Raw genomic sequence first — 26,455 nt, 5'->3', positions numbered from 1 at the left:
CATGACCATCGCAAGCACTGCAACGGCCGCGAAGGCGGGACTGGCGAAACGCTTCGCCGCGTTCGCCGTCGCCGCCGCGACGCTGCTGGCCGGCGGCGCATTCGCCGCACCGGCCAGCGCGGCCGACGATCCGGCTCCCGCGGAGACGAACGTCGCCCTCAACACGGAAAAAGGCAACGACAACGCACCTGACGTGTCCGTCAGCTACGTGACCGGCTGGAACTCGACCGCCGCCATCAACGACGGCAGCATCGACGGCAACGCCAGCTACGGCGGCTGGGGCACGTGGGGCAACACCTCCGACCACGAGACCGCCACGTACACGTGGAACCGCGACGTGACCACCTCCAAGTCCGTCGGCTACTACTGGACGAACGTGAAGACCGGTGACGGCGGCGTGCCGCTGCCGAAGAGCGTCTCCATCGAATACCTGAACGCCGACTCCGGCAAGTACGAGACCGTGCCGAACCTCAAGGTCGACAAGACGTTCCCGACCGACGACCAGCTCGACGCGTCCAACCCGGTCTACGGCCCGTACACGTACACCTTCGATCAGGTGACCACCAAGTCGCTGCGCCTCGTCGTCAACAAGCAAGCCAACGACAACAAGGGCATCACCGTCACCGAGTGGCAGGTGCTCGGCACCAGCGCCGCCCTGCCCGTCGACCCGGGCGATCCGGACGCCTTCGAATACACGCAGCAGGTCGCCGTGCGCACCACGCCCGGCGTCGACCCGACCTCCAAGCTGCCCGCCGAAGTGTGGGTGACCCCGGAGGACGGCCCGAGCCTCAAGGTGCCCGTCACGTGGGAGGCCGTTCCGGCCGATGCCTACGCGACCGCCGGCACCACCGCGGAAGTCAAGGGCGCGACCAAGGCCGGCACCTATGACGGCATCAAGGTCGAGGCCGGTCAGGTGACCGCCACGATCGGCGTCTACGACCAGCTGAACACCGAGGTGACCGACGCCGAATACGTCTCCACCGTCACCACACCGAAGGTCAAGCCGGTCCTGCAGGACACGGTCGCCCTCACCTACGCCGACGGCTCCGTCGAATCCGGCCACAAGGTGACCTGGGACGAGATCCCGGCCGCCGACTACGCCGAGGCCGAGCAGATGGGCGAGGTCTCCGGCGCGATCGAAGGCGTTGATGGCGTCAAGGCGTCCGGCATGTTCTTCGTCGTCGCCCCGTCCGACCCGAACGCCAAGCCGATCGTCTCCATCGACTTCGACTCCGCGGCCCCCGGCTCCGGCTGGTACACCACCACGCCGAAGTTCACGATCACCGCGCTGCGCGGTGTCTCCACCGTGCCGATCAAGACCGTCGAATACAAGATCGGCGACGGTGAGTGGACCGCCGGCATCGGCCCGGTCTCCGTGACCGAGCAGGGCGAAGTGACCGTCTCCGCCCGCGCCACCGACGAGAACGGCAACGTCCGCGAAGCCTCTCAGACCATCAAGGTCGACACCAACGCGCCGAAGGTCACCGCCAAGCAGGACAGCAAGAACGGCAACGACGTGGTCGTCTCCCTCACCGCCGACGACGGCGCCAAGGGCTCCGGCGTGACCCGTGTGCTCTACTCCACCGGTCCGTCCAGCAACCCGAAGTCCAACGAGAACACCATGTGGGGCACCTACGTGGACGCCGACAAGATCAAGGTGCAGCTCTCCGCCGACCACGACACCTACGTGCACTTCTACGCGCAGGACGCCGCCGGCAACGAGTCCAACTACGCCAACATCAACCTCGGCAAGGGCGAGGCCGTCGCACCGGAACCGTCCGTCGACTCCGTCGCGATCGCCGGTGACGGCGTGAAGGACGGCAAGCTCGCGCTCACCGAGGGCGATGCCGCTAAGCTCACCGCCGACGTGAAGGTGACCGGCGACGCCGCGACCACCGTCACGTGGAAGTCCTCCGACGAGAAGGTCGCCACCGTCGACAAGGACGGCAACGTGACCGCCGTGGCCGCCGGCAAGGCGACCATCACCGCCACATCCACCGCCGACACGACCAAGTCCGCCAGCGTCGAAGTGACCGTCGCCGCCAAGCCGGTCCCGGTCGACAAGGCCGGACTCAAGGCCGCCGTCGAACTCGCCGGCAAGCTGAACCAGTCCGCGTACACGTCCGACACGTGGAAGACGTTCGCCGCCGCCCTCACCTCCGCGCAGAAGGTCCTCGCCGACGACTCCGCCACGCAGGCCCAGGTCGACGCCGCGCAGTCCGCGCTCGCCGATGCCGTCGCCGGACTGAAGCCGGTCGAGCAGAAGCCCACCGTCGACAAGTCCGGACTCAAGGTCTCCGTCGAAGTCGCGAACAAGCTCGACAAGTCCGCGTACACGGCCGAAAGCTGGAAGGCGCTTGCCGATGCGCTCGCCGCCGCCCAGAAGGTCCTCGACAACGTCGACGCCACCCAGGCGCAGGTGACCGACGCCCAGCAGAAGCTGGTCGAAGCGGTCGCCGGCCTCGAGAAGGTCGTCGAGCCGACCCCGACCCCGGTGGTCAAGGACGGCCTCAAGGCCACGGTCGACGCGGTCAACGCGAAGAACCTCAAGGAATCCGACTACACGCCGGAGACCTGGAAGGCGCTCGCCGACGCGCTCGCTTCCGCGCAGGCCGTGCTTGACAACGACGCCGCCACGCAGGATCAGGTGACCGACGCGCAGACCGCGCTGGTCAAGGCCATCCTGGGTCTTGAGGCCGCTACCGAGCCTGAGCAGAAGCCGGTGGACAAGTCCGCGCTCCAGGCCGAGGTCGCCAAGGCCGCCGCGATCGACCGCAGCCAGTACACCGACAAGTCGCTCAAGCTCCTCGACGCGGCCGTCGCCGCCGCCAATGACGTGCTCGGCGACGAGTCCGCCACCGCGAAGCAGGTGTCCGACGCCAAGGACGCGCTCACCAAGGCGCTCGCCGGTCTGGAGAAGAAGGCCCCCACGCCTTCCAACCCGGGCAACAACAACGGCAACGGCAACGCTGGCAACAACGGCAACGCCGGCTCCGGTAACGGCGCTGGCAACTCCGGCAGCAACGCCGGCAAGGGCAACACCGGCAACAAGGGCACCGCGCTCTCCAAGACCGGCAGCGCCGTCGCCACCCTCGCCGCTCTGACCCTCCTGCTGGCCGCCGCCGGCACCACCACCGCCCTCTACCGCAAGCGCCAGTAAGCGCCCGGATCCCGGGGAAACGGAATGCGCCTACGGCGCATGCAATCCTCTTGCGCTCCCCCTTCCAGGGGGAGCTGTCCGCCGCAGCCGGACTGAGGGGGTACCGAACCGCGGGAGACCCACCATACGGAATCCTCCCGTCCAACCCCCTCAGTCGGCCTCCGGCCGCCAGCTCCCCCTAAAGGGGGCGCAGAGAAACGGAATGCGCCTCACGGCGCATGCAATTCCCTTGCTCCCCCTTTCAGGGGGAGCTGTCCGCGAAGCGGACTGAGGGGGTATCGGCCCAACCCAAAGGCCGCCGCATCTTGGTGGATGCGGCGGCCTTTCTCGTATTCTCGGCTCCCCTTGTCAAGGAACCTGCGCAGCCCGGCATTGAGGCGGTGCCTGAAAGTGCTTCGGCTCCCCTTGTCAGGGGAGCTGTCGGCGAAGCCGACTGAGGGGTAGTCCACCCGCAAACCGCAACATCGCACGCCAAGCCACATCGTCGCGTAATCATCCATATCCTCACGCATCCCTCCATTCTCATATCCCCGCCCATCCGCGCATACTCCCGCGAAATTGTGGATAACTCCCTCTCCATCCACACGTTATCCACAACACGCTCGGACTCCGGGGCTCTATCCACATCGTCCCGTCGCACTGGCGACGCACCCGCGCGATGACGCACGCTGGAACCACCGGGGAATCGGCGTCGTCGCCCGATTCCCCGGTCCAGAACCGCAAAACCGCAACGATGCAGCGCCGGCCGACCAGCCGGCCGGAAAGGACCTCACATGGGCATCCAACAAGCGCTGGTGACCGTCACCGGCAATCTCGGGGCGAATCCCGTCTCCTTCAATACGAACGCGAACGTCCCCGCATGCTCGTTCCGTCTGGGCGTGACCCCGCGTTTCTTCGACCAGGGCGCGGGGCAGTGGCGCGACCGTGACACCACGTGGGTGAGCGTGTGCGCCTACCGCGGACTCGCGAAGAACATTCTCGGATCGCTGGGCAAAGGCGACCCCGTGATCGTGACCGGTACGATGCGCACCGAACGCTGGCAGAAGGAAGGCGTCGACCGCATGACGCCCGTCATCGACGCCGCCGCCGTCGGGCCGGACCTGAGTCAGGGTGTCGCCACGTTCGCCCGCCTCTCGCGCCGGCAGCCCGGCGTGAACGCCGGTGCCGGCGCGGACGGCGGAACGGCTGGTGCCGGTGTGGCCGGGGCTGGCGGCGTGGCTGTCGGCGCGCCGGGCACCGCGGGCGGTATGGTTCCGCCCGCGAACGGCGCTCCGGCGAACCCGCTGAACCCCGCGATTCCACCGAACCCGGCTTCCGTGACCGGCGTCGTCATCGACACGGATGGCGTGGGGGAGGGTGGTGCCGGCATCGCAGCCGCGGCGACTGACACCGACGCCGCGGCAAGCGGTGCTGACGGCGCTGCCGTGGCAGGCGGCATGGCCGCCGACGCCGCAACCGCCGCCGTCGACCCCGCCACCGGCGAAATGGGCGAACCGGACGAGCCCGACGACTTCGGCGACCCCGCAATGTAACGCCATCGTGTGGGGCGGCGCACACCCCGCCGCCCCACACTACTAACGTTTGACGATACTAACGGATGACGATAGTATTAGATGGATCGTGCCGTGCAGAGGAGGGTTGAAGATGTCTACTTCGACGACTACCAGCAGGAGGGACTTGTTCGCCACCCCTGGCGAGATTCTCAAGGAGGAGTTCCTGGAGCCGCTGGGCATCAGCAACTATCGGCTTGCCAAGGCGATCGGTGTCTCCGAGACCGCGGTGGGGGAGATCATCAAAGGCAAGCGCGGCATCAGCGTGGCGATGGCCCACCGGCTCGGCAAGGCGCTCAACACCTCCGCTGAATTCTGGATGAACCTCCAGCGCGACTACGAGATCTTCACCTTCGACCCCTCCACGGTGGAGAACATCCAGCCGCTGGTTCCCGAACAGCCGCTCGTCTCCGAACAGCAGTAGTGCGGTGCTTCTCATTCTGCTCCCCCTTAAGGCTGAGCCGTGAAGCAAGCGCCAGAGGCGTTTGTAGGCGAAGGCGAACGACAGTGAGCAAACATAAGGCCGGCCGAAGGCCGTCCGGAATTGCGCAGGAGCTGTCCGGCAAAGCCGGACTGAGGGGGGTCAAGTGACTGGGCGTTCGTCGCGGCATACACTGTCACTCCGCGACCTACCTGATGGGACAGCACTACCGGCCGTCCCGTTACCCATAGCCGTTCTCAGTGGGTGATTTACGCATGTCTCGGGGCATAGTTGACGTTCCGCCGCTCTGTTTCCCGCGTCCCAGTGCCACGCAAGCCGTCCTGGACCGTTGCGTGGTACGGTCGTGTGCCGCGCAACGGCCATTGCGCGTGATTCGCGCTTGCGTGGCGCGATATCGGTCGAAAACCGTGCCACACAAGCGCGAATAGCTCCGTTTCTCTGTAGCGTGGCATCGCGCCGTGCCGCATAATCCTCGAATCCGCCGAATCCGCGTTGCGTGGCATGAAAAACGCGAGAATGCGCGGTGTGGCAAGCCACGCAACGCCCGTACAGCGTTTTCGGCGCAAGTGTGGCGCACTTCTCGTGCCACACTTCCCGCGCCGACCCGTAGTGTGGCACGGTTCCCGGTGTGGAGGGCGAAAAGCGGAAGGCGGAAGGCAGAAGGAGAAAAACGAGGCGAGACGGGGCGTGAAATGACATGGCGCCCTGGTCGGAATCCCGCCCGGCAGCCGAACGGCGCGTATGATGGAGCACATGTTTCGCGGACGCGCAGGGGCGTGTGGGCGAAGAAGGGCATGTCAATGGGAGGACAGGAAAAGGGCAAGAGCCGCGTCGGCAGAACGGGCGTGCCATTACGACGGTTGATGCCACGTTTCGAGGAACAGCGTCACGGCACCTACGCCCGCACGTTATACGACGCATGCAATCCCGATCTGGTGAAGCACGACAAAAAGAGCAGCCCTGCCGAAGGCTCGGCTGCAGCGGACGATGCGATAGACGACGCCTACGCCGGCCTGCCGCGCAACGTCGCCCTATTGGGCGGCTACGGCACCGGCAAAAGCAGCATCGTTCAAGGCTTCGAACGCTACGTCCGCTACGAATTCCGCTGGTTGACCAAGCTGGGGATTCCCAGTTTGTATGTATCGGATTGGTTCGAGAATTGGGTAAATAAACGATTGCCAATCTGGTCGGGTCGTATCCCATTTTGGAGTAAGCTGGAACAATTTCTTAGTGACGTAGTTGTCTGTATAGGTGTTGTAGTCGGTTTGGGTGTTATTGCAACAATTCCAATCCTGATTATGCCAATTAGAGATTACTGGGTATTTAAAACTGTTGCATATTCTGGTCATGAATCTGAATACTGGTTTATAACCATTCCGCTGCTGATTCTAGGATTAGTTGTTATAGCTATAGGAATCGGTAGTATGACTTTTGTCATACGGCGTATGAAAGCTGCAACCATACCAGGCTACATTAAAGTATCTTCACTGCTGCTTTGCCGACAAGAGAATTCGAGTGCTGAGCAGTTCAAGGGCGATGGGGCTGATTCGTCACGCAGTACAGCTTCCAAAGAAGCAGAGAATACAAAGCCGGCGGATAGTCCAGCGCCTGCAGCGAACGATAAAACGATGCGATATCAAGCCGATCACGTGGTGGTGGAAGTCCATCCACTTGAAAAGGACGGCGGTTCTGCGCAAGAGCACAGTGCCAAGACCCTTGATATCCAACGGGAAGTCGTCAAGCAGCTGATTTACAGCATCGCTCCGCGTATCGTCGACCTGTCGCATTTCCATCGTCTGCGCTCGCGGCGCTCTCTACGTGAGAATCTGTCTTTGGCCACTGTTCCGGCATTGGGTTGTGCTTTATTGGTGTTCTTCGTATGGATATCGCAAAGCAAACCAACACTTGAAGGTGTGCTTGGCTTTACCAAAGAGCCTGATCGTTGGTGGAAGAGCCCGTGGCTATTCAATGCAGTGGTGATTGTGGTCATCGTCTGTTGCCTGTCTTTTGCGTTGAAAGACCGGCTGCGTCTCTCGAAGGTCCAGGCCGCCGCGGAAGGCGTCTCACTATCGTATGAGGACAACAAGGCCAACCTCGACTACTTTGACAAGTATCTTGACGAGATCATCTTCCTGCTGGAGAAGGCGAACATCCGCTATGTGGTGTTCGAAGATCTCGACCGCGCCGACGACATGAACATCTTCTATGAGCTACGAGAGCTCAACATGCTCATCAACTCATCAACCCAAATGCACAACCAAACCGTCACCTTCATCTACGTCATGGGTGACGACAACTTCGCCTCGGCCTTTGGTTCCCCATACGAAACAGCTGAAAGCAAAGCCAAATTCTTTGATGCCAATATATATATTCGTCCATTCATATCAACCTATACGGGTAGGGCAGTGCTGAAAGATTTGTTGCAAAATAGAAAGTAATAGGATTGCGTAATAATGAAAGGGGTAAATAGTGTGCGTTGAATTTGCTGATTGGATTAAGAAATTTGATAAAGAATTACTCAGATTGACGGCCCAGTATTTTCCCGATTATCGTATATGGGTTGATATATGTAATTGTTATGCATTGGTTGAGCGACGAATCTATGAATCATTCAATATGGAAAGTGGTGAAAACGTCAAAAAAAGAATCGGGATGGCCGAAGACTGGTTTGATGCGAATGAATGTCTTGCGGCATGTGTTATTCGTGTTGTGTATCCAAGACTTGTGGAGGATATTATAAGTAATAAGGAGCCCTTTGAAAAGGGTGTTTCCTTCAGAGAATTAATTGCGACATATGTTTATAGTGATGAAAGTGACCTAGTAGCTCTCAGCGATGAAAATATAGACCAATTAGCACTGTGGCCAAATTATATATGCGACTGCGTCTTGAGGAAATATTTTAGTGCACGGTATCCATTATATTTAATTGATTGGGAGGGTGATTTAACTCCATGTGCATGGCTTGTGATGGAACCAACGTCAAAATATGTTGACCCGGTATATGCAGGAGAGATGGTTGAGTCGTCGGATGAATGTAAGGAAGATGTATGGGATATTCCACTTTCCGAAACGGATATTCAATCAATTAAATTCTATTACGGCTTCGCTCTGGAACTTGGGCATCAGGTTGCAGCTAATGCTGATTTGATAAAATCACTTTCACATGATGATGTGTATAAAAGCGTAGTGATTAGAGTGCTTAATCATTTCTTAGTAAAAGAGATTGATGATTTTAAAGAACAACTTAAACCACTGGCAGATGATTTGCATGCGCTAAAAGATATTGATGACCGACTGGTTGGAATGGCAAGACAGGGAAAATGGTTTAAGCGTCTTAAATCTATTTTTCCCGAACTGGATGATGATGTTCAGGAAAGTGTCGTAACTCAATTCCATGAACAAATTCCGGGATGGAGTATAGAAAAAATTGAGTCATCGTTAATTGATTTTAACGTAATGAGAGATCATTCCTCATTTATTTATGGACAAGGTGATGGTGAGATGGAATATTCGGAGGTCGGTCGTAAGAAATCGATTATTCGGGTGCTGTTGAAGGCATTGTCGCCGCTGCACTCCTCTATAAAGGAAAAGTATGTAAGGCAATTATGTGGTGATGCGGTCAATCTTAGGAATGCTGGTCTATTTTCAAAATCTGAGGATTTATTTACGAAATGTCTTGATTGCTTATCGATTAATTTTGAAGAAAAGAAGAGAATATGGAATGTAATGGTCAATAAGGGTGACTTCCCCGTGGCTGCTTGGGTGCTTAATAATTATGGTGTTTTGTTGCGTCGTAAGGGGGAATTTAAAAAAGCAGAGTCGGTGCTAAAAAAGGCAAAAGCAATCAGAAATGAATTAAAAGTGGATCATGGTGAGCAGGGGCAGTTGGATTATGCTTGGTCGTGTAATGATTTAGGGGTGTTATACAGGGATATTGGGAATTATGAATTGGCTAAGGAAGAGTTTGTTGAAGCTGAGGGGATATATAGAAAACTTTGTTCCAAGGGTAACAAACAGTATATGCTTAAGCTTGCATGGACTCTAAATGATTTGGGTGTAACGTATTGCTTATCGGGTGAAAATAATGATGCGAAAGAAGCGTTAGATGAAGCTTTAAAACTCCGTGAGAATGGTGGTGATAGTCATTCGAATATTGTTTGGACTAAATATAATTTAGGTATGGTTTATTTGCGATATGCCGACTCGCTGGAAACTGTTTCACGTGTTGGATTCGAGTTGAGTGAGCTGAAGAATAGAAATACAGGAAAAATAATAGATAAGATGAGGGATGCGCGGGATTCGCAGTTCAAATATCTTAGGGATGCGGAGTCTGTTTTGCGTGAAGCTCTTGAGGAGAGGGAGGCGATTGATTTGAGGAGCAGCAATATATATGCAGGTTCATTTGTGCAACCTTTCATTTTAAATGCTTTGGGGGCTGTGTATGCAACTTCTCTCATCTCCGGCTCTTGCTACAGAATTGATTCAGCGCGTGACTATTTCGAGAAGGCTCACCGCCTTCGTTCCTTGATTGTTGAGAGTGATATTCGTGCATATGGGCCCTTGGATGCTCAAATTTTGCATAACCTCGGGCTTATTTATGCTAACGACAGACCTTACCTTGCCGTTAAAAGATTTCAGGAATCTCTAGCGTTATATAATCAATTTGAAGATACAGACCAATATCGCAAGGAGAGGGACTCGGTTAGGGCCGATGTAAAGCGTTGTATAAAGTAGCTTTATTATTTGCTGCTTAGTGTGACTAGATGTCCCTTAGTTGGTCTGTGGTTGATGGCTCTTGAGGAAGAGCCATCAACCACAGAGAAGGCAGATGCTCGTAGGATGTTGTTTCACCTTACCAGATGCGCACGCGTGACTCCGGCGCGAGGTACATCTTGTCGCCCGGCTTTACGTCGAAGGCCTTGTAGAAGAGGTCCACGTTGCGCACGATGCCGTTGGTGCGGCATTCGGCGGGGGAGTGGGGGTCGATCTGGAGGTATTGTTCGGCGAGCTCGTCGCGGTTCTTGGTGCGCCAGATCGAGGCGTAACTCAGGAAGAAGCGCTGCAGGCCGGTGAAGCCGTCGAGCTCCGGCGCGGTGTCGAGCGATGCCGAAATCGCCGCGGCGGAACCATCCTCCGGGCGTCCCGCGGCCTTGTCCAGCGCGAACGCATACGCCTTCAACGCGATGTTCACGCCGCCCAGATCGCCGATGTTCTCGCCGATCGTCAGCGCGCCGTTCACATGCGGGGCCTTATCCGGCTCGTCCGCGTACTTCTCGGCCAGCTGGCGGGGTACGAACGCGTTGTACTGCTCGATCAGCGCCTTCGTGCGCTGCTCGAAGTTCGCCTTGTCCTCCGCGGTCCACCAGTCGTTGAGCTTGCCGTCGCCGTCGTACTGCGCGCCCTGATCGTCGAAGCCGTGACCGATCTCGTGGCCGATTACCGCGCCGATGCCGCCGTAGTTGGCCGCATCCTCCGCCTCCGGGTCGAAGAACGGGGGCTGCAGGATCGCCGCCGGGAACACGATCACGTTCATCGTCGGCTCGTAGTAGGCGTTCACCGTCTGCGGGTTCATCAGCCACTCGTCCTTGTCGACCGGCTTGCCGGCCTTGCCCAGCTCGTAGCCCATCACGTACAGGGCCACGGCCTTCATGTTGTCGGCGAACACCGCATCTTCGTGCACGTCCAGCGCCGCATAGTCGCGCCAGTGGTTCGTGTAGCCGATCTTCGGCGTGAACTTGGAGAGCTTCTCCAACGCCTTTGCCTTCGTGTCCTCGCCCAGCCAATCCGAGTTCGTGATGGACACGCGGTACGCGTCGATCAGGTTCGCGACCAGCTGCTCCATGCGGCGCTTCGAGCTTTCCGGGAAGTGGCGCTTCACATACTCGCGTCCCACGTCCTCGCCGCAGACGCCGTTGACCATGCTCACGCCGCGCTTCCAACGCGCGCGCTGCTGCTTCTGGCCGGACAACACCTTGCCGAAGAAGTCGAAGTTCGTCCTGTCGAACTCATGCGACAGGTAGGAGGCCGCGCCGACGATCATGTGGACGCGCGCCCACAGCTTGAGGTCCTCCAGGTCGGCGGCCTCCCAGAACGCGTCGAGTCCCGTCAGGAAGCTCGGCTCGTGCACGATCACGCGGCCGAAGATCGCGCGGAAGTCGAGCGGCTGCACGCTCGCCGCGGGCTTGGCGTCGTAACCGGCCTGGCAGGCGTCGATCCACGCACCGATGTCGAAGTGCTTGAGCATCGCGGCCAGATCGGCGAAATCGGTGGGATTGTAGGTCTTCACCGAGTCGCGCGTCGCCACGTTGTCCCAATGGTTCGCGGCAATCCGCGTCTCTACGTCGAGGAAGCGGCGGGCCATGTCGAGGGCGGTCTCGCTCGGCGTCGGAATCGGCGTCTCGTCGGTGTCGACGGCATCCTCGTCGGAGACGTCGCCGTGCGTCGGAATCTCGTCGTCGACGTTCGGATTGTCCTCGGCGGCCGGCGCGTAGCCGGCGTTCACAAGCTGGGTGGCGACCATGCGCACATACGCCTCGCGCACCGGCGCGTAATGGTCCTCACGGTAGTACGCCTCATCCGGCAGCAGCAGACCGGCCTGCTCGATGTGCAGGATGTTGTGGTCCGGGTCGCCCGGATCGCCGTAGACGGCGACGCCGAGGATGTCCGAGCCGCCCTCGGCATTGAGCTCGCCGAGCGCGCGCGTCATCCCGGCCTTGCTCGTCACGGCGTCGATGATGTCGAGCGCCGGGCGGATCGGCGCGATGCCGGCCGCCTCGATCGCATCCGTATCGAGGAACGAACGGTACAGGGCGCGCGACTTCGCGGCCGGCGCGGCGATGGCCGCCACGTCGCCGGCCGCGTTCGCATCCTCGTCCTCGAGGATGTCGCGGATCTGGTTCTCCGCATCCTCGGCGAGCTTGTCGAACGAGCCGTAGCGGGAACGGTCGTCGGGCAGACGGTACGTGTCGATCCACGGACCGTTCACGTAACGGAACAAATCGTCGGAAGGCTTGACGACGCCGGAGAACGACGCCGGGTCGATGCCGGACTTGCCGGCCACAGATGTTTCACTCATGCTCACCACAGTAGTCGTTCCTCCCGCCGGGGCTTGGGCGGGGTCCCTTGCCGGGAATTCGAGGCGGGGTCTCTCCCTCCGGAGCTGCGCGCCACCTCCCTCGTCAGAGGGAGGCAAGAGCGCGCGGTACAAGGGATTGGCGGATGTCAGGCCTTGCCGAGCGGCTTGACGACGTCGGCCTGGCCGAGACGCGCGGCAGCGGCCTCGACGATCTCGTTCACGTTCTTCTTGTTCCTTCCGTGGTCGGCGAAACCGAAATCGAGCTTCGACGTGACCGTGACCCACGTGCGGCCGTCCTGGCCCTGCGTCACCTGCGCGACCGCCTTCTCACCCCACGAGGCGAGGCTGATGCCCTTGACGAAGGTGACCGTCCACGAACCCGGATCGACCGTGCCCGGCTTGAAGCCCTTCAACGACTGGCTCAACTGGGCGAACGCGTCGAACACCTCCTTCGGCTGCTGCGTGAACGCCACCGTAATCGACTTACCTGCTCCCCATCCCATGAGACACGCTCCTTCGTCTTTGTCGTTGCCGCACCGACTTCGTGCGTACTTTCACTATCCCATGGGACTACGTACCGGCGGAGATGCAGGCCGGTACGGAAGGTGAACAGCAGATGAAGCCTTGGGACGCCTGTTACAGGAGGACGATCTGGCGGTTGAGGATCGCGTCGTTGTTCTTCGTCGGCACCGTCTTCCAATCGATGTCACCGAAATCGCCATGGCCCGCGTGACGGTCCACGTACTTGCGCATCCACTCGAAGCACTGCTGCGTCTGAATCGCATCGCTCAACGCGCGATGCTCCTCGTTCTCGGCGATGTCGAAGCGCTGGATCAGATCAAGCAGACGGTGATGACGCTCGCGCGCGAACAGCGCGCGGCTGATCTGCATCGTATCGAAATCCACGCAGGAGAACGGGCCGTCCAGCACCTTGCGGGCGTTCCAGTCGAGGAAGCTCAGATCGAAGCGGATGTTGTGGCCGATCAGCGGCTCCGCCACGGCGACACCGGACGCGTTGCCGGATGCGGTGTTCTCCGAGCTGTCATCCGCGCCCTGCGCGAGCCAGGCGACGAACTCGGGCAGTACATGGTCGATCGGGTCGAGGCCGGCGACCATGTCGTCGGTGATGCCGGTGAGCTTCACCACCGCCGCCGGAATCGGGCGCAACGGGTTCACCAGACGCTGGAAACGGTCCACGATGCGACGGTCGCGCACGCGCACCGCGCCGATCTCCGTGATCGCGCAGCTGTTCGGGTAGAAACCGGTCGTCTCCAAGTCGAGCGCCACGTAATCGGACGGGAAGCCCGCCACACGGGAGGAGGCGACGGTCTCGAGATCGGACTGCTGGTCGGAAACGGTGGTGCCGGAAACGGTCACGGCTGCTCCTTACTCACAAGGTCGTATTCATCAAGTCGTATGCACTGGGCAGGCCGTTCACGTCATCACGCACGCCTGCACAGTCGTGGGCCATCCATCAACTAACGGCCCGTCATGCGCACTCCATGGTAGACGAGCCACCGGGACACGGAACATCCGCACCGGTTCGCGTCGGTGCCGCGTGTCGCGGAGGTCGTCGCCGCCGGCTTATGCGGCTTATGCGTCGAATGTGCACGGTTCAAGACATAACCTGTATGGTTCTGGCCGCAACGTGCATGATTTCGGGGGCTTTGTGCAGGTCGTCGGGACGAATGTGTGGGGTGCGGCGCTGAAGAACGCCGTATTGGTGGGGAATTCGTCCATGCAAAAGCCCGGAATTCCGCCAGTCTGGATTTCGTCTGCCGATGCGCGGGCACCGCTCTTCAGCACCACACCATGCAGGTTGCCTCCATCGGTCTACACGTTCGCCACGGAATCATGCACGTTCGTGCCGAAACCACGCAGGTTGGCCCCTCGGCCATGCACATTCGCCTCTGAACCATACACATTATCCAGCGCTATCCGGGCCGTATGGCCTCGACGGCAGGCACCGTGATGCGGTGGCTCCTATAGTTGGAATGTCGCACCGCCGTCACCGGCGGCATGCGACGCGCAAACGGAGACGGCCAAGGCGAAAGGCGGGCAATGAAACGGATCGTGGCGGGAATCGTGGCGCATGTGGACGCCGGCAAGACCACACTCTCCGAAGCGCTGCTCTACCGCACCGGCGAGATCCGCAAACTCGGCCGCGTCGACCACGGCGACGCCTTCCTCGACACCGACAGTCTCGAAAAAGCGCGCGGCATCACCATCTCCGCGCATCAGGCGCTCGTCGACTACGGCGACCTGAAACTCACCCTGCTCGACACCCCCGGCCACGTCGACTTCGCCGCCGAAACCGAACGCGTGCTGCGCGCCCTCGACTACGCGATCCTCGTCGTCTCCGGCACCGACGGCGTACAAGGTCACACCGAAACCCTCTGGCGACTCCTCGCCCGATACCACGTGCCCACGTTCATCTTCGTCAACAAATGCGACGCCGCCGGATTCGACCGCGATACGGCGCTCGCCGACCTGCGTCGCCGGCTCGGCGACGGCGTGTACCCGCTGCCGCTGCCCGGTGCGGACGGCGGCGACTCTGTCGGCGACGGCGTTCCGGACGGTGTCCCCGCCGGCGTTCCCGACACCACCCCCATCGACCTCGGTGACGCCGCCGAGGACATCGCCACGCTCGACGAATCCGCGATGGATGAATACCTCGAGACCGGCACGCTGACCGTCGGCACGTTGCGTGGCATGATCGCGCGGCGCGAGCTGTTCCCCGTGAGCTTCGGCTCCGCGTTGAAGCTCGACGGTGTGAAGGAGTTCCTCGACTCGCTCGACGCGTACACGCGCGAGACCGCGTGGCCGGACGCGTTCGGCGCGCGCGTGTTCAAGATCTCGCATGATGACAAGCACAACCGGCTCACCTGGCTGCGCGTGACCGGCGGCACGCTCAAGGCCAAGTCGATGGTCGCGCTCGGCGATGGCGACGGTGATAGTGACCATGGCGGCGCGGCCGAATCCACTCCCGAGAAGATCGACCAGGTGCGCGTCTACAACGGCGCGCGCTTCGAAATCGCCACCGAACTGCCGGCCGGCGCGGTGTGCGCGGTCACCGGTCTCGAACGCACGTTTCCCGGTGCCGGGCTCGGCGCGGAACCGGCGGCGGGCAGCCCCGAGATGCAGCCGGTCCTCACCTACACGGTCCTGCCGCCGGACGCCGCCGGCGACGGCAAAACGACCGGTGCCGTCGGCACCGTCGGCGCGGCGGCCACGGACGAGGAAAGGGACGCTGCCAATTCTGCCGCCCCGACCCCGCGCTTCGACGACCTCACCCTGCACAAGGTGATCGCCGCGCTGCGCGAACTCGAGGACGAGGATCCGCTGCTCCACGTCGTGTGGGTGGAACGGCTGCAGGAGCTCCACGTGCAGCTGATGGGCGCCGTGCAGCTCGAGATCATCCAGCAGACCCTGCACGACCGGTTCGGTCTCGACGTGGCGTTCGGCCCCGGCTCGATCCTCTACCGTGAGACCATCACCAAGCCCATCGAAGGCGTCGGCCATTTCGAACCGCTGCGCCATTACGCGGAGGCGCACATCCTGCTCGAACCGGGCGAGCCGGGCAGCGGCATCACGGTGGCGTCCGCGTTGAGCGTCAACGAGCTCGACCGCAACTGGCAGCGGCTCATCCTCACGCATCTGACCGAACGCGAGCACTTGGGCGTGCTCACCGGCTCGCCGCTTGCGGACGTGAAGATGACGCTCGTCGCCGCCCGTGCGCACCTGAAGCACACGGAGGGCGGCGACTTCCGGCAGGCCACCTACCGTGCGATCCGGCAGGGGCTGATGGAGGCGCGCGCCGGCGTGACCGGCCGCCCGGTCATCGGCGAGGATACGGCGCGGCCCGCATACGAGCTGCCGGAGGAGGACGAAACGAACGGCGGCGAGAACGGCAAGACCCGCGGCGATTCCGGTACGAAGACGAACGAGGCGACGGCCGGCGACCGCGACGTCGCCGCCATGGTGAAAACCGTCGCCGCCGACCCGGGCAACTGCGTGCTGCTGGAACCGTGGTACCGGTTCCGTCTCGAAGTGCCGTCCGATATGATTGGGCGTGCGATGGCCGACATCCAGCGCATGTCCGGCACGTTCGAGGCGCCCGCGGATGACGGCGACTATGCGGTCGTCGAAGGCGAGGCGCCGGTGAGCGAGATGCGCGACTACGCGATGGACGTGAACGCGTACACGCATGGCCGCGGTCGGTTCTCCGCGACGTTCGGCGGCTACAAGCCGTGCCATGACGCGGCGCGCGTGATCGAGGAGGCCGCGTACGATCCGGAATCCGACTTGGAGAACACGCCCGATTCGGTGTTCTGCGCGCACGGCGCCGGCTACCCGGTCAAGTGGTACAAGGTGCCGGAGTTTGCCCACGTCGACTATGCGACTTCCCTGTAGACCCCTTTAGACCCCTTTCAGGATTCCTTGTCAGGCTCCCGCACTACCAGATCTGCGGCCGCACGAACCCGTGCCGCTCGAGGAACCGCTGCACGTCGCGCAGCTCGTCCATGTTGATGGAATGTGCCATGCCCGGGTACACGTGCTCGTCGAGCGTGCCGTGCGTGCGCCAGAACGCGCTCATCGCCGCCACATCCGACTTGGGGAAGATGTCGTCGATCGCGCCATGGCCGTAGAAGACCGGCGGCTTCGCATCCGCACCCGCGCCTGCGAGCGTCGCGTCGCCGGGCAGGTCGCCGGGGGCGAGCCAGCCGGAGAAGCTGACGGCCGCCGCATAGCGCGTCGGGTCGAAGCGGAGCATGTGCGCGGCGAGCAGGCCGCCCTGCGAGAAGCCCATCGTGACGACCGTGCGGTCGGCGGGGATGTTCTCGTGCACCCAATCGTCGATCGCCTGCGCCGCCTCCTTCGCCTGACGGGTCAGGGATTCGCCCTCCGGCACGCCCTCATGCGCCCAGTCGCCGAACCAGGTGCCGCCCATGCCGTAGGGAATCGGGGCCCTGAGGCTTGCGTAGTCGGCGGAACCCGCGCCGCAGTAGCGCAGCAGGTCGGGCAGATCGTATTCGTTGGACCCCCATCCGTGCAGCAGCACGAACACGGGGGAGCCGGAGGAACCGTTCAGACGCGTCAAAGCCTTCGTGATCTTCATGCCTCCCAGTGTAGGCCGGGATGTCAGTGCGATAACACCTCATAAGGAAGGCGTATAGCAACGCCGTATGTTTTCCGGACGACGTTGGTTATGCTCGGTACCAGCCGCATGGGGAACGGCCTCATGCCGATGCCAAAGCAACGCGTAAGCGCAACACGCAACACGATAGGGGGTGCGCAATGACCAGGTTCAACACTCAGCTCGTCCACGGACTGCCGCTCGGAGACAACTCCACCGGAGCCGTGAACCCGCCGATCTACAACTCCACGACATATGCCTTTGAGAAGGTCGAGTCCATGCCCCGCTATGATTACGCGCGCAGCGGCAACCCGACCCGTGAGTTCCTGGAGAACCAGATCGCGCAGCTCGAGCACGGCGCGCGCGGTTTCGCGTTCGCGTCCGGCCTGGCCGCCATCCACGCCGTGCTGAGCGTGTTCAAGCCGGGCGACCGCATCGTCGTCGGCAAGAACATCTACGGCGGCACCTATTCGATGTTCCACGAGTACTTCGCCGACCGCGGCCTCGAGTTCGTCACGGCTGACACGCATGACTACAAGGCGCTGGAGAAGGCGATCGCCGGCGACGTCGCGGAGGGCCGCGAGGCCGCGAAGGCCGTCTACTTCGAGGTGCTCACCAACCCGCTGCTCGACGTGAACGACGTGCGCGGCATCGCGAACATCGCGCACCGCTACGGCACGAAGGTGATCGTCGACAACACGTTCGTCACCCCGTACCTGCAGCGTCCGCTCGATCTGGGTGCCGACGTGGTCCTCCACTCCGCCACCAAGTATCTCGCCGGCCATTCCGATGTGAACGCGGGTCTCGTGGTCACGCTCGGCGAGAAGATCGGCCAGCAGATCTACTTCGCGCAGAACCGTTTCGGCGGCGTGCTCGCGCCGGCCGAATGCGACGCGGTGCGCCGCGGCATCCAGACGCTCGCCCTGCGCATGGACCGTCAGCAGGCGAACGCGAAGGCCATCGCCCAGTACCTGCTCGCGCATCCGCTCGTGAAGACCGTCCACTACCCGGGTCTTCCCGGCAACGAGGCGGAGCTCGCCGCCAAGGGCCTCAAGGGTGCGGGCGGCGTCCTGAGCTTCGAGGTCGTGCCGGGCGTCGATCCGGCCGACGTGCTCGACAACCTGCACATCTTCCGTCTGGCCGTCTCGCTCGGCGCGGTCGAAAGTCTCGCGGAGCTTCCGTGTCGCATGACGCATTTCGAACTGCCGCGTGAGGAGCGTCTCAAGGTCGGCATCACCGACGAGCTGGTGCGCCTGTCCGTCGGCATCGAGGATGCGGCCGACCTGATCGAGGATCTCGGCCAGGCGTTCGACATCGCCTACGACCGCTACATCAAGCGCCACGCCGGTGCCGACGTCTTCAGCGAACTCACCGCCGGCGTCCTCGCGTAAGGCCTGCGTAGGGCCCGTGTAGGGCCCCGCGTAAGGCCTGCGTAAGGCACAGCCGATCCCTTCAGATCAGCCCATCCTCCTCAAGCGCGGCCGCCATGCGGTCGAACGCCTCGACGAGCAGCGGGCGCGGCATCGCGACGTTGAACCGCACGCAGCCGCGCCCGGCCTTGCCGCATTCTCGTCCGTCGGTGAGCGCCACGTGCGCGCGCTCCAGGAAATACCCCGCCGGGTCGTCGAGCCCGAGCGGCGAGAAGTCGAGCCACGCGATGTACGTGCCCTGCGGCCGTGCATACCGCACCGCCGAGAGACGCCCGCGCATCGCGGCATCGACCACGTCGAAATTGCCTTTCAGATAATCGAGCACGCCGTCCAGCCACTCCGAGCCGCCGTCGTAGGCGGCGACCGCCGCGAACGCGCCGATCGTGGCCGTCTGATGCTCGGACATCTCCGCGTCGCGGAGCCACATCGCCATATCCGCCGGATTCGTGAGGATCACCTGCGCGCATTTCGTGCCGGCGATGTTGAACGCCTTCGAAGCGCTCGTCGCCGTGAACGCCTGCATCGCCGTGCGCCCGTCGATCGACGCGAACGGCACGTGCCGCGCGCCATCGTAGACGAACGGCGCATGGATCTCGTCGGAGAAGATACGCACGTCGTACCGCTCGGCGAGCGCGGACAGCCGCAGCATCTCGTCGCGCGTCAGCACCTTGCCGATCGGATTGTGCGGGTTGCACAGCACGAACGCGTGGCAGCCGTCCTCGAACGCGCGTTCGATCGCGTCGAAATCGAACAGCCATCCCGCGCCGCTGCCGTCGTCGTCGCCGTCGCGCAGCATCGGAATCTCTATCACGTCGACGCCGCACAGTCCCGGCACGCTCAGGAACGGCATGTACGCGGGCGTCGGCACGACGATCGAATGTCCCTCGCCGACGATCTCGTTCAGGAAGACCTCATACGCCTCCATCACGTCCGGCACGGTGCGGATGACCGCCGGGTCGACGTTCCAGTCGTAACGCAGCTGCCATGCGGCGCACGCGCGCGCCACCTCGCGCTTCAACGGGTCCGACAGGTAGCCGGTCGCGCCGCGCGTCGCCGCGTCGGCGATCGCGCGTGCGACGCACGGCGCGAGACCGAAGTCCATTTCCGCGATGAACGCGCCGATCGCGCCCGGGAATCGCGTCCACTTGTCCGAGCCGATGCGCACGAGGTCGTCCGCCGTGAGCGCGTCGATCGCCGCCGCGTCGAACGCCGGCGTGGCGGCGGCGCAGCCGGCGGTTTCGGTGATGATGGTTTCGTCGATGATGGTGCCAGTCATGCTCATGGCGTCCATTGTCCGCGCGACGGCATCGCCGCTCAACGCCGCGGCACCACGAAATCGTAATGACGCCCGTCCATTTGCTTATCGCGAGTCACTGCGCGGTCAGATACGTGACCGCCGTACGCTGCATCTCGCGCACCAACGCGTCCACCGCCGGACGATGGTCGCCGGCGCGCGTCACCACACCCACTTCGCGCGTCGCGTAATCGTCGGCGATCGGGCAGGCGACCAGGTCCTCGCCCAGATTGATGTGCGTGTCCAGTTCGGGTACGAGCGAGACTCCCATGCCCACTTCGACCAGATTCTGCGTCGCCCAGTAGTCGTCCGTCGTATGGACGACGTCCGGCGTGAAGCCGGCGCGCGAGGCGAGTTTGACGAGATTCGCGCGGCAGGTCGGGCAACCGGCGATCCACGACTCGTCCTTCGCGGCCGCCAGCGAGACCGGCTTGCGGTCCTCCTCGTAGCGGCGCGCCACGTCGCTCGACCGGCGCACGAGCAGACGCAGCGGATCCGAGCCGAGCGAATGGAACGTGAGATCGTCGCCCAACGGGAGGAACGACGGGATGGAACTGTAGCGGAACACGGCCGCCGCGTCCGCCTTGCCGCGCGACACCTGCACGATCGCCTCCGGCGGCTCCATCTGCGTGAGGCTCAGCTTCACGTCGGTGAACATGCCCAGCTTGACCACCGTGCGCGCCGCGATTGTCGAACAGATCGACGGCGGGGCGATCAGCGACAGGTGCGAGTAGCGGCGCTCGCGGTAGTCCTCGAGTTCGCGCGAGGCGTGTTCGAGCCGTTCCGCGATCGACTCGCCGTGACGGGCGAGCATTGCGCCCGTAGCCGTCAATCGCACGCCGTGCGACGTGCGTTCCACCAGCGTCGTGCCGCACTGCGTCTCGAGCTTCTTGACCTGCTGGCTGATCGCCGGCTGCGACCAGCCGAGCGCCTTCGCCGTGGCCGAGAACGAACCGTAGCGTTCGATCTGCCACAGGGTGACCAGCGACTGCGGGTTCAGTTCCGTCATAAGCGACTCGATTCGTTGAGGGTGGGTGGATGATGCGGTGCGTGGAATGGGTGATGCCGTCGGCTAGTTTTCGTTCGTCAGATAGGTGCGTGCGGAAATGAACGAGGCGTGCTTCCCTCGGAAATCCACATCTCCACGATAGACCACGGAACGCTGTTCCGGCGGGATGCCGAGTCCGTCTCCCACGGGCGTGAGGTTCTTGCAGAAATCGTCGCGAGCCGTCTGTCCGGATTTGATTTCGATGAGCCGCGGATGCAGGGCGTCGGTCATGTCCATGAGGTCGATCTCCACGCCGTTGGCGTCGCGGTAGAAGAACAGGTGAGGCTCCTTGTCCGCGTTGAAGTACCGTTTGATGGTCTCCCCGATGATGAGGTTCTCGAACACTTCGCCGCGTTGTGGATGATGGATGAGCGTCTCCGCGCTGTCGATGCCGAGCAGGTAATTCAGCAGTCCGGTGTCGTGGAAGTAGAGTTTCGGTGTCTTGATCAGACGTTTGCGCGCGTTCGACGCGTATGGTGCTAGCAGGAAAACGATGTAGCTGGATGTGAGAATGGATAGCCACGCCTTCGCGGTTTTACTGCTGACACCGGCTTCCGCCCCCAGTTTGCTGAAATTGACGAGCTGACCGGCGCTCTGCGCGCACAGGCGCAGAAACGTGCGGAACGATTGCAGGTTGCGTACGTCGAGGATATCCGCCACGTCGCGCTGTATGTAGGTGGTGATGTAGCTGCGGTAATACACGGATTCGGGGATGTCCACCTCGTACAGGTGAGGGTATCCGCCGCGGAACATGAACGCGTCGACGGTAAGCGAGGGGTTGGCCTGAGTGGCTTCGGCATAGCTCAACGGCAGCAGCTGCATGATGCCGACCCTGCCGGCCAGTGATTCGTCCACATGCTTGAGCATGAGAAAATTCTGGGAACCGGACAGGAGATATTGGCCCATGTCATGTCGTTCATCGGATGCGGCCTGGATCTCCGGGAACAGGTCGGGAGCGTATTGTGCTTTGTCGATGAGCAGATGCGAGGGGCGGGATCGGATGAATCCGACCGGATCCTCCTGTGCGCCTGTCCGGATGTTCCTGGTCTCCAGATTGAGATAGTCGTAATCGGGGAACGCATGGCGGAGCAGCGTGGATTTGCCGCTTTGCCTTGGGCCCATGACCGATACCACGGGGAACCATGTCGCCATCTGGCGGGCGCGTGCCGTAAGCGTGCGTGGAATCATCGCTGATGCCTTTCCTGCAGGTTCGTCGATTGCCGAGAATGGATATGTAGATTCGGAAGTAGGACTTATGATAATCGGGAAGTGGGATTTATGATAATCGGGAAGTGGGAGTGCCGATGATTCATCAGTGGAAAGCATGCGGATTCATCAGTGGGCCGATGAAGGCGAAGATCTCGTCCAGCACGGCACGGCTCCAGAAGTCGTTCTCGTGCTCGGCACCGTCGACAAGGATGAGCCGTGCGTCGTAGCCGCGGGCGACGAGGCGGTCGCGCATCTTCACTGACTGACGGTAGGGGACGACGGTGTCGCTGGTGCCGTGCAGCAGCAGCGTCGGCGGGTAGTCGCGGCCGTCCTCCACCTGCAGGAACGGGCTCATCGCGGCGGCACGCTCACGCACCTCGTCGGTGATGCCGGTGGCGGGCGTCGCGCCCACGACGGCGGCGAACGGGCCGAAATAGTAGAGACGGAACGGGTCGTCCTCGTGGCCGAACGCGTCGACCGCCTCCGTCAGATCCGTGGGCGGGAAGCAGCTGACCACGAAATCCACGGCGTCGCTTTCGTCCGGCCAGGTGCCGTCCGCATAACGCGGGTCGTCGGCGGTCATGCCGACCAGCAGCGCCGTGTTGCCGCCCGACGACGTGCCCCAGATGCCGAGCCGGTCCGGGTCGACGTGCCATTGCGCGGCGTTCGCGCGCAGATAGCGGATCGCCGATTTCACGTCCTCGAGATATGCGGGGAACACGTGCTCCGGATTGCGCGAGGCGTTGCGATGGTTCACCGTGGCGACCACGTAGCCTTCACGCGCGAGCTCGGCGAGCTGCGGCAGCTCGTAGTCGCGGTCCGGCGTGGTCCACGCGCTGCCCTGCACGAACACGACGGTGGGGTAGCGGCGGTCGTCGGTGGGGTTGGTGGGGTTCTGCGGCGCGATGATGTCCATGACGAGATTGTCCGGTCCGGTCTTGTACGCCACGTTGCGCGTGACGCGAGCAAGTCCCAGCCGTTGCGGGTTCGCGGGAATGTGGACGGTGGACGCGGTTTGCGCGGTTTGTGCGATGGATTGCGGCGGGAGGGAAACGGTTTGCGATGATGCGGTCGGCATAGGATGCGCAGCTTTCGGTCGGAGTGGGTTGGGTGATGGGAAAGAGGTACGGATTGCTGCCCATGGTAGGCGACGTGCGATCACCGTTCCCGTAACGGTTCATAAAGGATGGATATAGCGGCACCGACCGGTTGCATCGTGTTTTCCGCTATCGTCATGCGCAACGGTACGGGATGGGGCCCGTACCCTCGCATGATTCGGGGGAAACATGACGACGATCGACAGTCAGCGCATCATATCGAAACATGAGCACGGGGAGGCCGACCCGTTGGCGGGATTCGTCACGGCCGACGACCTCGACGGCATCGGCGGTGCGAACAGGGAGGCCGAGAGCATCGTGAACGCCGGGGCGCGGCGTGCGTTCCTCGAGCAAGTGCGGGAGCAGCTCGGTGATGGCGTCATCGTCGACGAGTCCGACGCCATTGCCGAACTCGTGGCGTCGCATCATCATGCGTTCAGCCATGAGAACGCGCCGTTCGCCGTGCTGTTGCCGGGGTCGGAGCATGATGTCAGCGTGATTCTGCGCGCCGCGAACGAGCAGCGCATCGCCGTATATACGCGCGGAGCCGGTACCGGTCTCGGCAAACTGTCGACGATTACGTTGCCGGGGGTGCTGCTGCTTACCGACCGTCTGAATCGGATTCGTGAAATCAACCCGCTTGGGCATTACGCGGTCGTCGAGGCGGGCGTCATCAACGCACGCATCAACGAGGCGACGCGGCAGTACGGGCTGTATTATCCGCCGGATCCGGTCAGCTACGAACGTTCCACCATTGGCGGCAATGTGGCGACCAATGCGGGTGGACTGAAATGCGCGAAATACGGTGTGACCCGTGACTCGCTGCTGTCCCTGACCGTGGTACTCGCCGACGGGCGCATCATCGAGACCGGTCGTCCCACGATGAAGAACGTAGCCGGATTCGACCTGACCGCGTTGTTCACCGGTTCGGAAGGGTTGCTCGGCGTGGTCGTCGCCGCGACCATACGACTGCGGCCTATCCCGCGTGGATTGGCGAAGACCATCGTGTTCGCCGACGACCTGGACCAGGCCGGATTCGCCGTCGACACGGTCCTCGGCACGCAAGTGCAGCCGGCGTCCATGGAACTCATGTCCGCGCCTCCGGACGCCACCGACCTCGACGTGTTCGGCGAAGTGGCGTACGGTGCTCAATGGCTCATCGAAATCACGACGGATGGTGCTTCCGCTCGGCAGGATGCGGACGTTCTGGTTGACGCGCTCAATCGCGCCGGTGCATGCGTGCTGTTGGCGAGTGACGCACAGGCCGAGGCGTTCCTCGCCATGCGCAAGGCCGGCAAGGCGTTCCCGCGCGGCAAGGCGTGGATGGCGGGCAGCGACGTCGCCGTGCCGCTGGACCGCATCTCCGAATTTCTGCGTTATCTCGCCCGCCTCGCGGATGATGCCCACGCGAAACTCACCATCCTCGCCCACGTCGCCGACGGCAACACCCATACCGGGTTCATCCTGCCCAGGAATTCATCGGACGACGTGTTTCCGCCTGCGCTCGCCGAGGCGAACCGGCGGTTGTTCGACTACGTGCTCTCGCACGGTGGCACGATCACCGGCGAACACGGCATCGGACTCGAGCTCAAAGACCGTCTCGTCGCGCAGATCGGCGAAGACAATCTCGATCTGCAGCGTGCCATCAAACGCACGCTCGATCCGAACGGGATTCTCAATCCGGGGAAGTGGGTGTGATTGATGGACACTGGTATGACGATTCTCTCCGATACGGTTTCCGCTGATACGGCCGGTATCGGCACCGGTTCCGCGGCGTCGATTTCGTCTGACGCTCGCATTCGCCGTTCGGCGATTCTTGAAGCATTGCGTCCGGGGGATTCCCTGCGTGGTGGTGCCGTGCCGTCCGTCTCTGCACGCCGGCCTATCGACATCGCCGCCGGCTTGCCGGATGAGACGCTGCTTCCGCGTGAATGCATCGGTGAGGCATTCGCACAGGCGACGTATGCACCTGCGGCGTTGTCCTATCCGTCGCCGTTCGGAGTGGCCGCCTTGCGTGAGATCATCGCCCGTAGGCGCGGTGTGGATGTGGAATCAGTAATCGTGACGAACGGTGCGATGGGCGGCATTTTCCTGTCCATGATGGCGGTGACGAATCCCGGCGACACCGTGCTCGTCGAGAATCCGGCCTTCCCGCAGTGGGCAGGCACGTTCCGGCGGTTCGGTGTGCACGTCGAAGCCGTCGGTCTGACCGAATCGGGCATCGACGTGGACGACGTCGAACGTCGTCTGCGTGCCGGCGGCCGGTATGCGGCCATCTACACGATCCCCGACTTCCAGAATCCGACGGGCGTCGTCTCCTCGCCGGAGACCAAGCGCCGACTGCTGGATGTCGCCGCGCGGTACGGTGTGCCGGTCATCGCCGATAACCCGTACCGGGAGCTATGGTTCACACATGAGCCCGCCGAATTCCCGCGTGAATACCGTGGCACGGCGGGAAGCCCGTTGTTGGAGATCGGGTCGTTCTCGAAGTGGCTGGGGCCGGGGTTGCGCGTCGGCTGGCTTATCGCGGACCCGGATCTGATCGGACGCATCGCCGAATACCGTCTTGCGGTGGATGGTGGTGTCTCGGCGGTCACCCAGCATGCGTTGGCCTCGCTGTTGGCCGATGAGGGGTGGGCTGATGGGTTGCTGGCGGGGCAGCGGGCCGTGTATGCGGATAAAGCCGCCGCACTGGCCGGCGAACTCCGTCGGAATTTCGACGATGACATCCGCTTCGACCGACCGCAAGGCGGATACTTCCTGTGGGCGCGGCTGCCGCGATGGCTGCGCGTGGAGGATGACGCAGTAGCGCGCGAACTCGCGGCGGAGGGCATCAATCCAATCGGTGGCGAGGGGTTCTTCGTCGGCGGCGTGCCGGGTGGTCGTGATGCGGCATACGCCCGATTCTCCTTCGCACACGCGTCACAGGCCGATCTGGTCGAGGGAGTGGCGCGTCTGCGAACCGTGGCGGAACGGGTGCGCCCAAGGTTATAAATCCTGTTTATCACCATAT

At 62.3% G+C, this 26,455-nt stretch carries 17 protein-coding genes; 9 read left to right on the top strand and 8 right to left on the bottom strand.

Annotated elements, in window-relative coordinates; translation table 11 throughout:
- Position 1 precedes the first annotated feature (1 nt).
- From AC1AYD_RS05675 to AC1AYD_RS05655, 5 genes are all read left to right on the top strand, one after another.
- Positions 2–3,160 carry an OmpL47-type beta-barrel domain-containing protein gene (locus AC1AYD_RS05675; RefSeq protein WP_476532680.1) on the top strand — a complete coding sequence of 1,053 codons (3,159 nt, stop codon included), beginning with the start codon at positions 2–4 and terminating at the stop codon, positions 3,158–3,160.
- A 773-nt stretch (positions 3,161–3,933) separates the two neighbouring features.
- Positions 3,934–4,692 (top strand): single-stranded DNA-binding protein, encoded by a 759-nt coding sequence (locus tag AC1AYD_RS05670; protein ID WP_476532679.1) that lies wholly within the window; start codon positions 3,934–3,936, stop codon positions 4,690–4,692.
- Positions 4,693–4,804: 112 nt separating this feature from the next.
- Entirely contained in the window at positions 4,805–5,134 is a 330-nt protein-coding gene (locus AC1AYD_RS05665; RefSeq protein ID WP_476532678.1) for a HigA family addiction module antitoxin, read from the top strand.
- A gap of 818 nt (positions 5,135–5,952) precedes the next feature.
- Positions 5,953–7,590, top strand: a complete 1,638-nt coding sequence (locus AC1AYD_RS05660; RefSeq protein WP_476532677.1) for a YobI family P-loop NTPase — start codon at positions 5,953–5,955, stop codon at positions 7,588–7,590.
- 31 nt (positions 7,591–7,621) lie between these two features.
- Positions 7,622–9,886 carry a tetratricopeptide repeat protein gene (locus tag AC1AYD_RS05655; protein ID WP_476544812.1) on the top strand — a complete coding sequence of 755 codons (2,265 nt, stop codon included), beginning with the start codon at positions 7,622–7,624 and terminating at the stop codon, positions 9,884–9,886.
- Between the two features lie 118 nt (positions 9,887–10,004).
- On the opposite strand, the gene AC1AYD_RS05650 is transcribed toward AC1AYD_RS05655, so the two are convergent.
- The 3 genes from AC1AYD_RS05650 to AC1AYD_RS05640 all read right to left on the bottom strand — a co-directional run bounded on the left by AC1AYD_RS05650 (position 10,005) and on the right by AC1AYD_RS05640 (position 13,604).
- On the bottom strand, positions 10,005–12,227 hold the full coding sequence (locus AC1AYD_RS05650) for a M13 family metallopeptidase (protein WP_476532675.1): 2,223 nt from the start codon (positions 12,225–12,227) through the stop codon (positions 10,005–10,007).
- A gap of 146 nt (positions 12,228–12,373) precedes the next feature.
- Positions 12,374–12,730: a hypothetical protein gene (locus AC1AYD_RS05645; RefSeq protein WP_476532674.1), complete on the bottom strand. Its 357-nt coding sequence runs from the start codon at positions 12,728–12,730 to the stop codon at positions 12,374–12,376.
- A 133-nt stretch (positions 12,731–12,863) separates the two neighbouring features.
- Positions 12,864–13,604, bottom strand: coding sequence for a 3'-5' exonuclease (locus AC1AYD_RS05640; protein WP_476532673.1), 741 nt, complete (start codon positions 13,602–13,604; stop codon positions 12,864–12,866).
- Positions 13,605–14,288: 684 nt separating this feature from the next.
- Between AC1AYD_RS05640 and AC1AYD_RS05635 the strand changes: the two genes are divergently transcribed.
- Positions 14,289–16,640 carry a GTP-binding protein gene (locus AC1AYD_RS05635; protein WP_476532672.1) on the top strand — a complete coding sequence of 784 codons (2,352 nt, stop codon included), beginning with the start codon at positions 14,289–14,291 and terminating at the stop codon, positions 16,638–16,640.
- Positions 16,641–16,683: 43 nt separating this feature from the next.
- On the opposite strand, the gene AC1AYD_RS05630 is transcribed toward AC1AYD_RS05635, so the two are convergent.
- Complete coding sequence (locus tag AC1AYD_RS05630) at positions 16,684–17,346, bottom strand: alpha/beta hydrolase (protein WP_476532671.1); 663 nt, start codon at positions 17,344–17,346, stop codon at positions 16,684–16,686.
- A 179-nt stretch (positions 17,347–17,525) separates the two neighbouring features.
- Here AC1AYD_RS05630 and AC1AYD_RS05625 point away from each other — a divergent pair, with 179 nt between their 5' ends.
- Positions 17,526–18,755: a trans-sulfuration enzyme family protein gene (locus AC1AYD_RS05625; protein WP_476532670.1), complete on the top strand. Its 1,230-nt coding sequence runs from the start codon at positions 17,526–17,528 to the stop codon at positions 18,753–18,755.
- A 61-nt stretch (positions 18,756–18,816) separates the two neighbouring features.
- Here the strand turns inward: AC1AYD_RS05625 and AC1AYD_RS05620 are convergent, their stop codons facing one another.
- The 4 genes from AC1AYD_RS05620 to AC1AYD_RS05605 all read right to left on the bottom strand — a co-directional run bounded on the left by AC1AYD_RS05620 (position 18,817) and on the right by AC1AYD_RS05605 (position 23,423).
- Positions 18,817–20,076 (bottom strand): MalY/PatB family protein, encoded by a 1,260-nt coding sequence (locus AC1AYD_RS05620; protein ID WP_476532669.1) that lies wholly within the window; start codon positions 20,074–20,076, stop codon positions 18,817–18,819.
- Between the two features lie 88 nt (positions 20,077–20,164).
- Positions 20,165–21,097 (bottom strand): LysR family transcriptional regulator, encoded by a 933-nt coding sequence (locus AC1AYD_RS05615; RefSeq protein WP_476532668.1) that lies wholly within the window; start codon positions 21,095–21,097, stop codon positions 20,165–20,167.
- A gap of 63 nt (positions 21,098–21,160) precedes the next feature.
- Positions 21,161–22,324, bottom strand: a complete 1,164-nt coding sequence (locus tag AC1AYD_RS05610; protein WP_476544811.1) for an ATP-binding protein — start codon at positions 22,322–22,324, stop codon at positions 21,161–21,163.
- A 124-nt stretch (positions 22,325–22,448) separates the two neighbouring features.
- On the bottom strand, positions 22,449–23,423 hold the full coding sequence (locus AC1AYD_RS05605; RefSeq protein WP_476532666.1) for an alpha/beta hydrolase fold domain-containing protein: 975 nt from the start codon (positions 23,421–23,423) through the stop codon (positions 22,449–22,451).
- Positions 23,424–23,631: 208 nt separating this feature from the next.
- On the opposite strand from AC1AYD_RS05605, the gene AC1AYD_RS05600 reads away from it, so the two are divergent.
- Together AC1AYD_RS05600 and AC1AYD_RS05595 are read left to right on the top strand one after the other, a co-directional pair.
- Entirely contained in the window at positions 23,632–25,140 is a 1,509-nt protein-coding gene (locus AC1AYD_RS05600) for an FAD-binding oxidoreductase (RefSeq protein ID WP_476532665.1), read from the top strand.
- Between the two features lie 15 nt (positions 25,141–25,155).
- A complete protein-coding gene (locus AC1AYD_RS05595; protein ID WP_476532664.1) occupies positions 25,156–26,436 on the top strand; it encodes an aminotransferase-like domain-containing protein in 1,281 nt (426 codons plus the stop codon).
- The last annotated feature ends 19 nt before the right edge of the window (positions 26,437–26,455 follow it).

The organism is Bifidobacterium sp. LH_426 (assembly GCF_056356875.1).
Note: the sequence above shows the minus strand (reverse complement) of the source record. Positions and strands in the feature narration are given on the sequence as shown.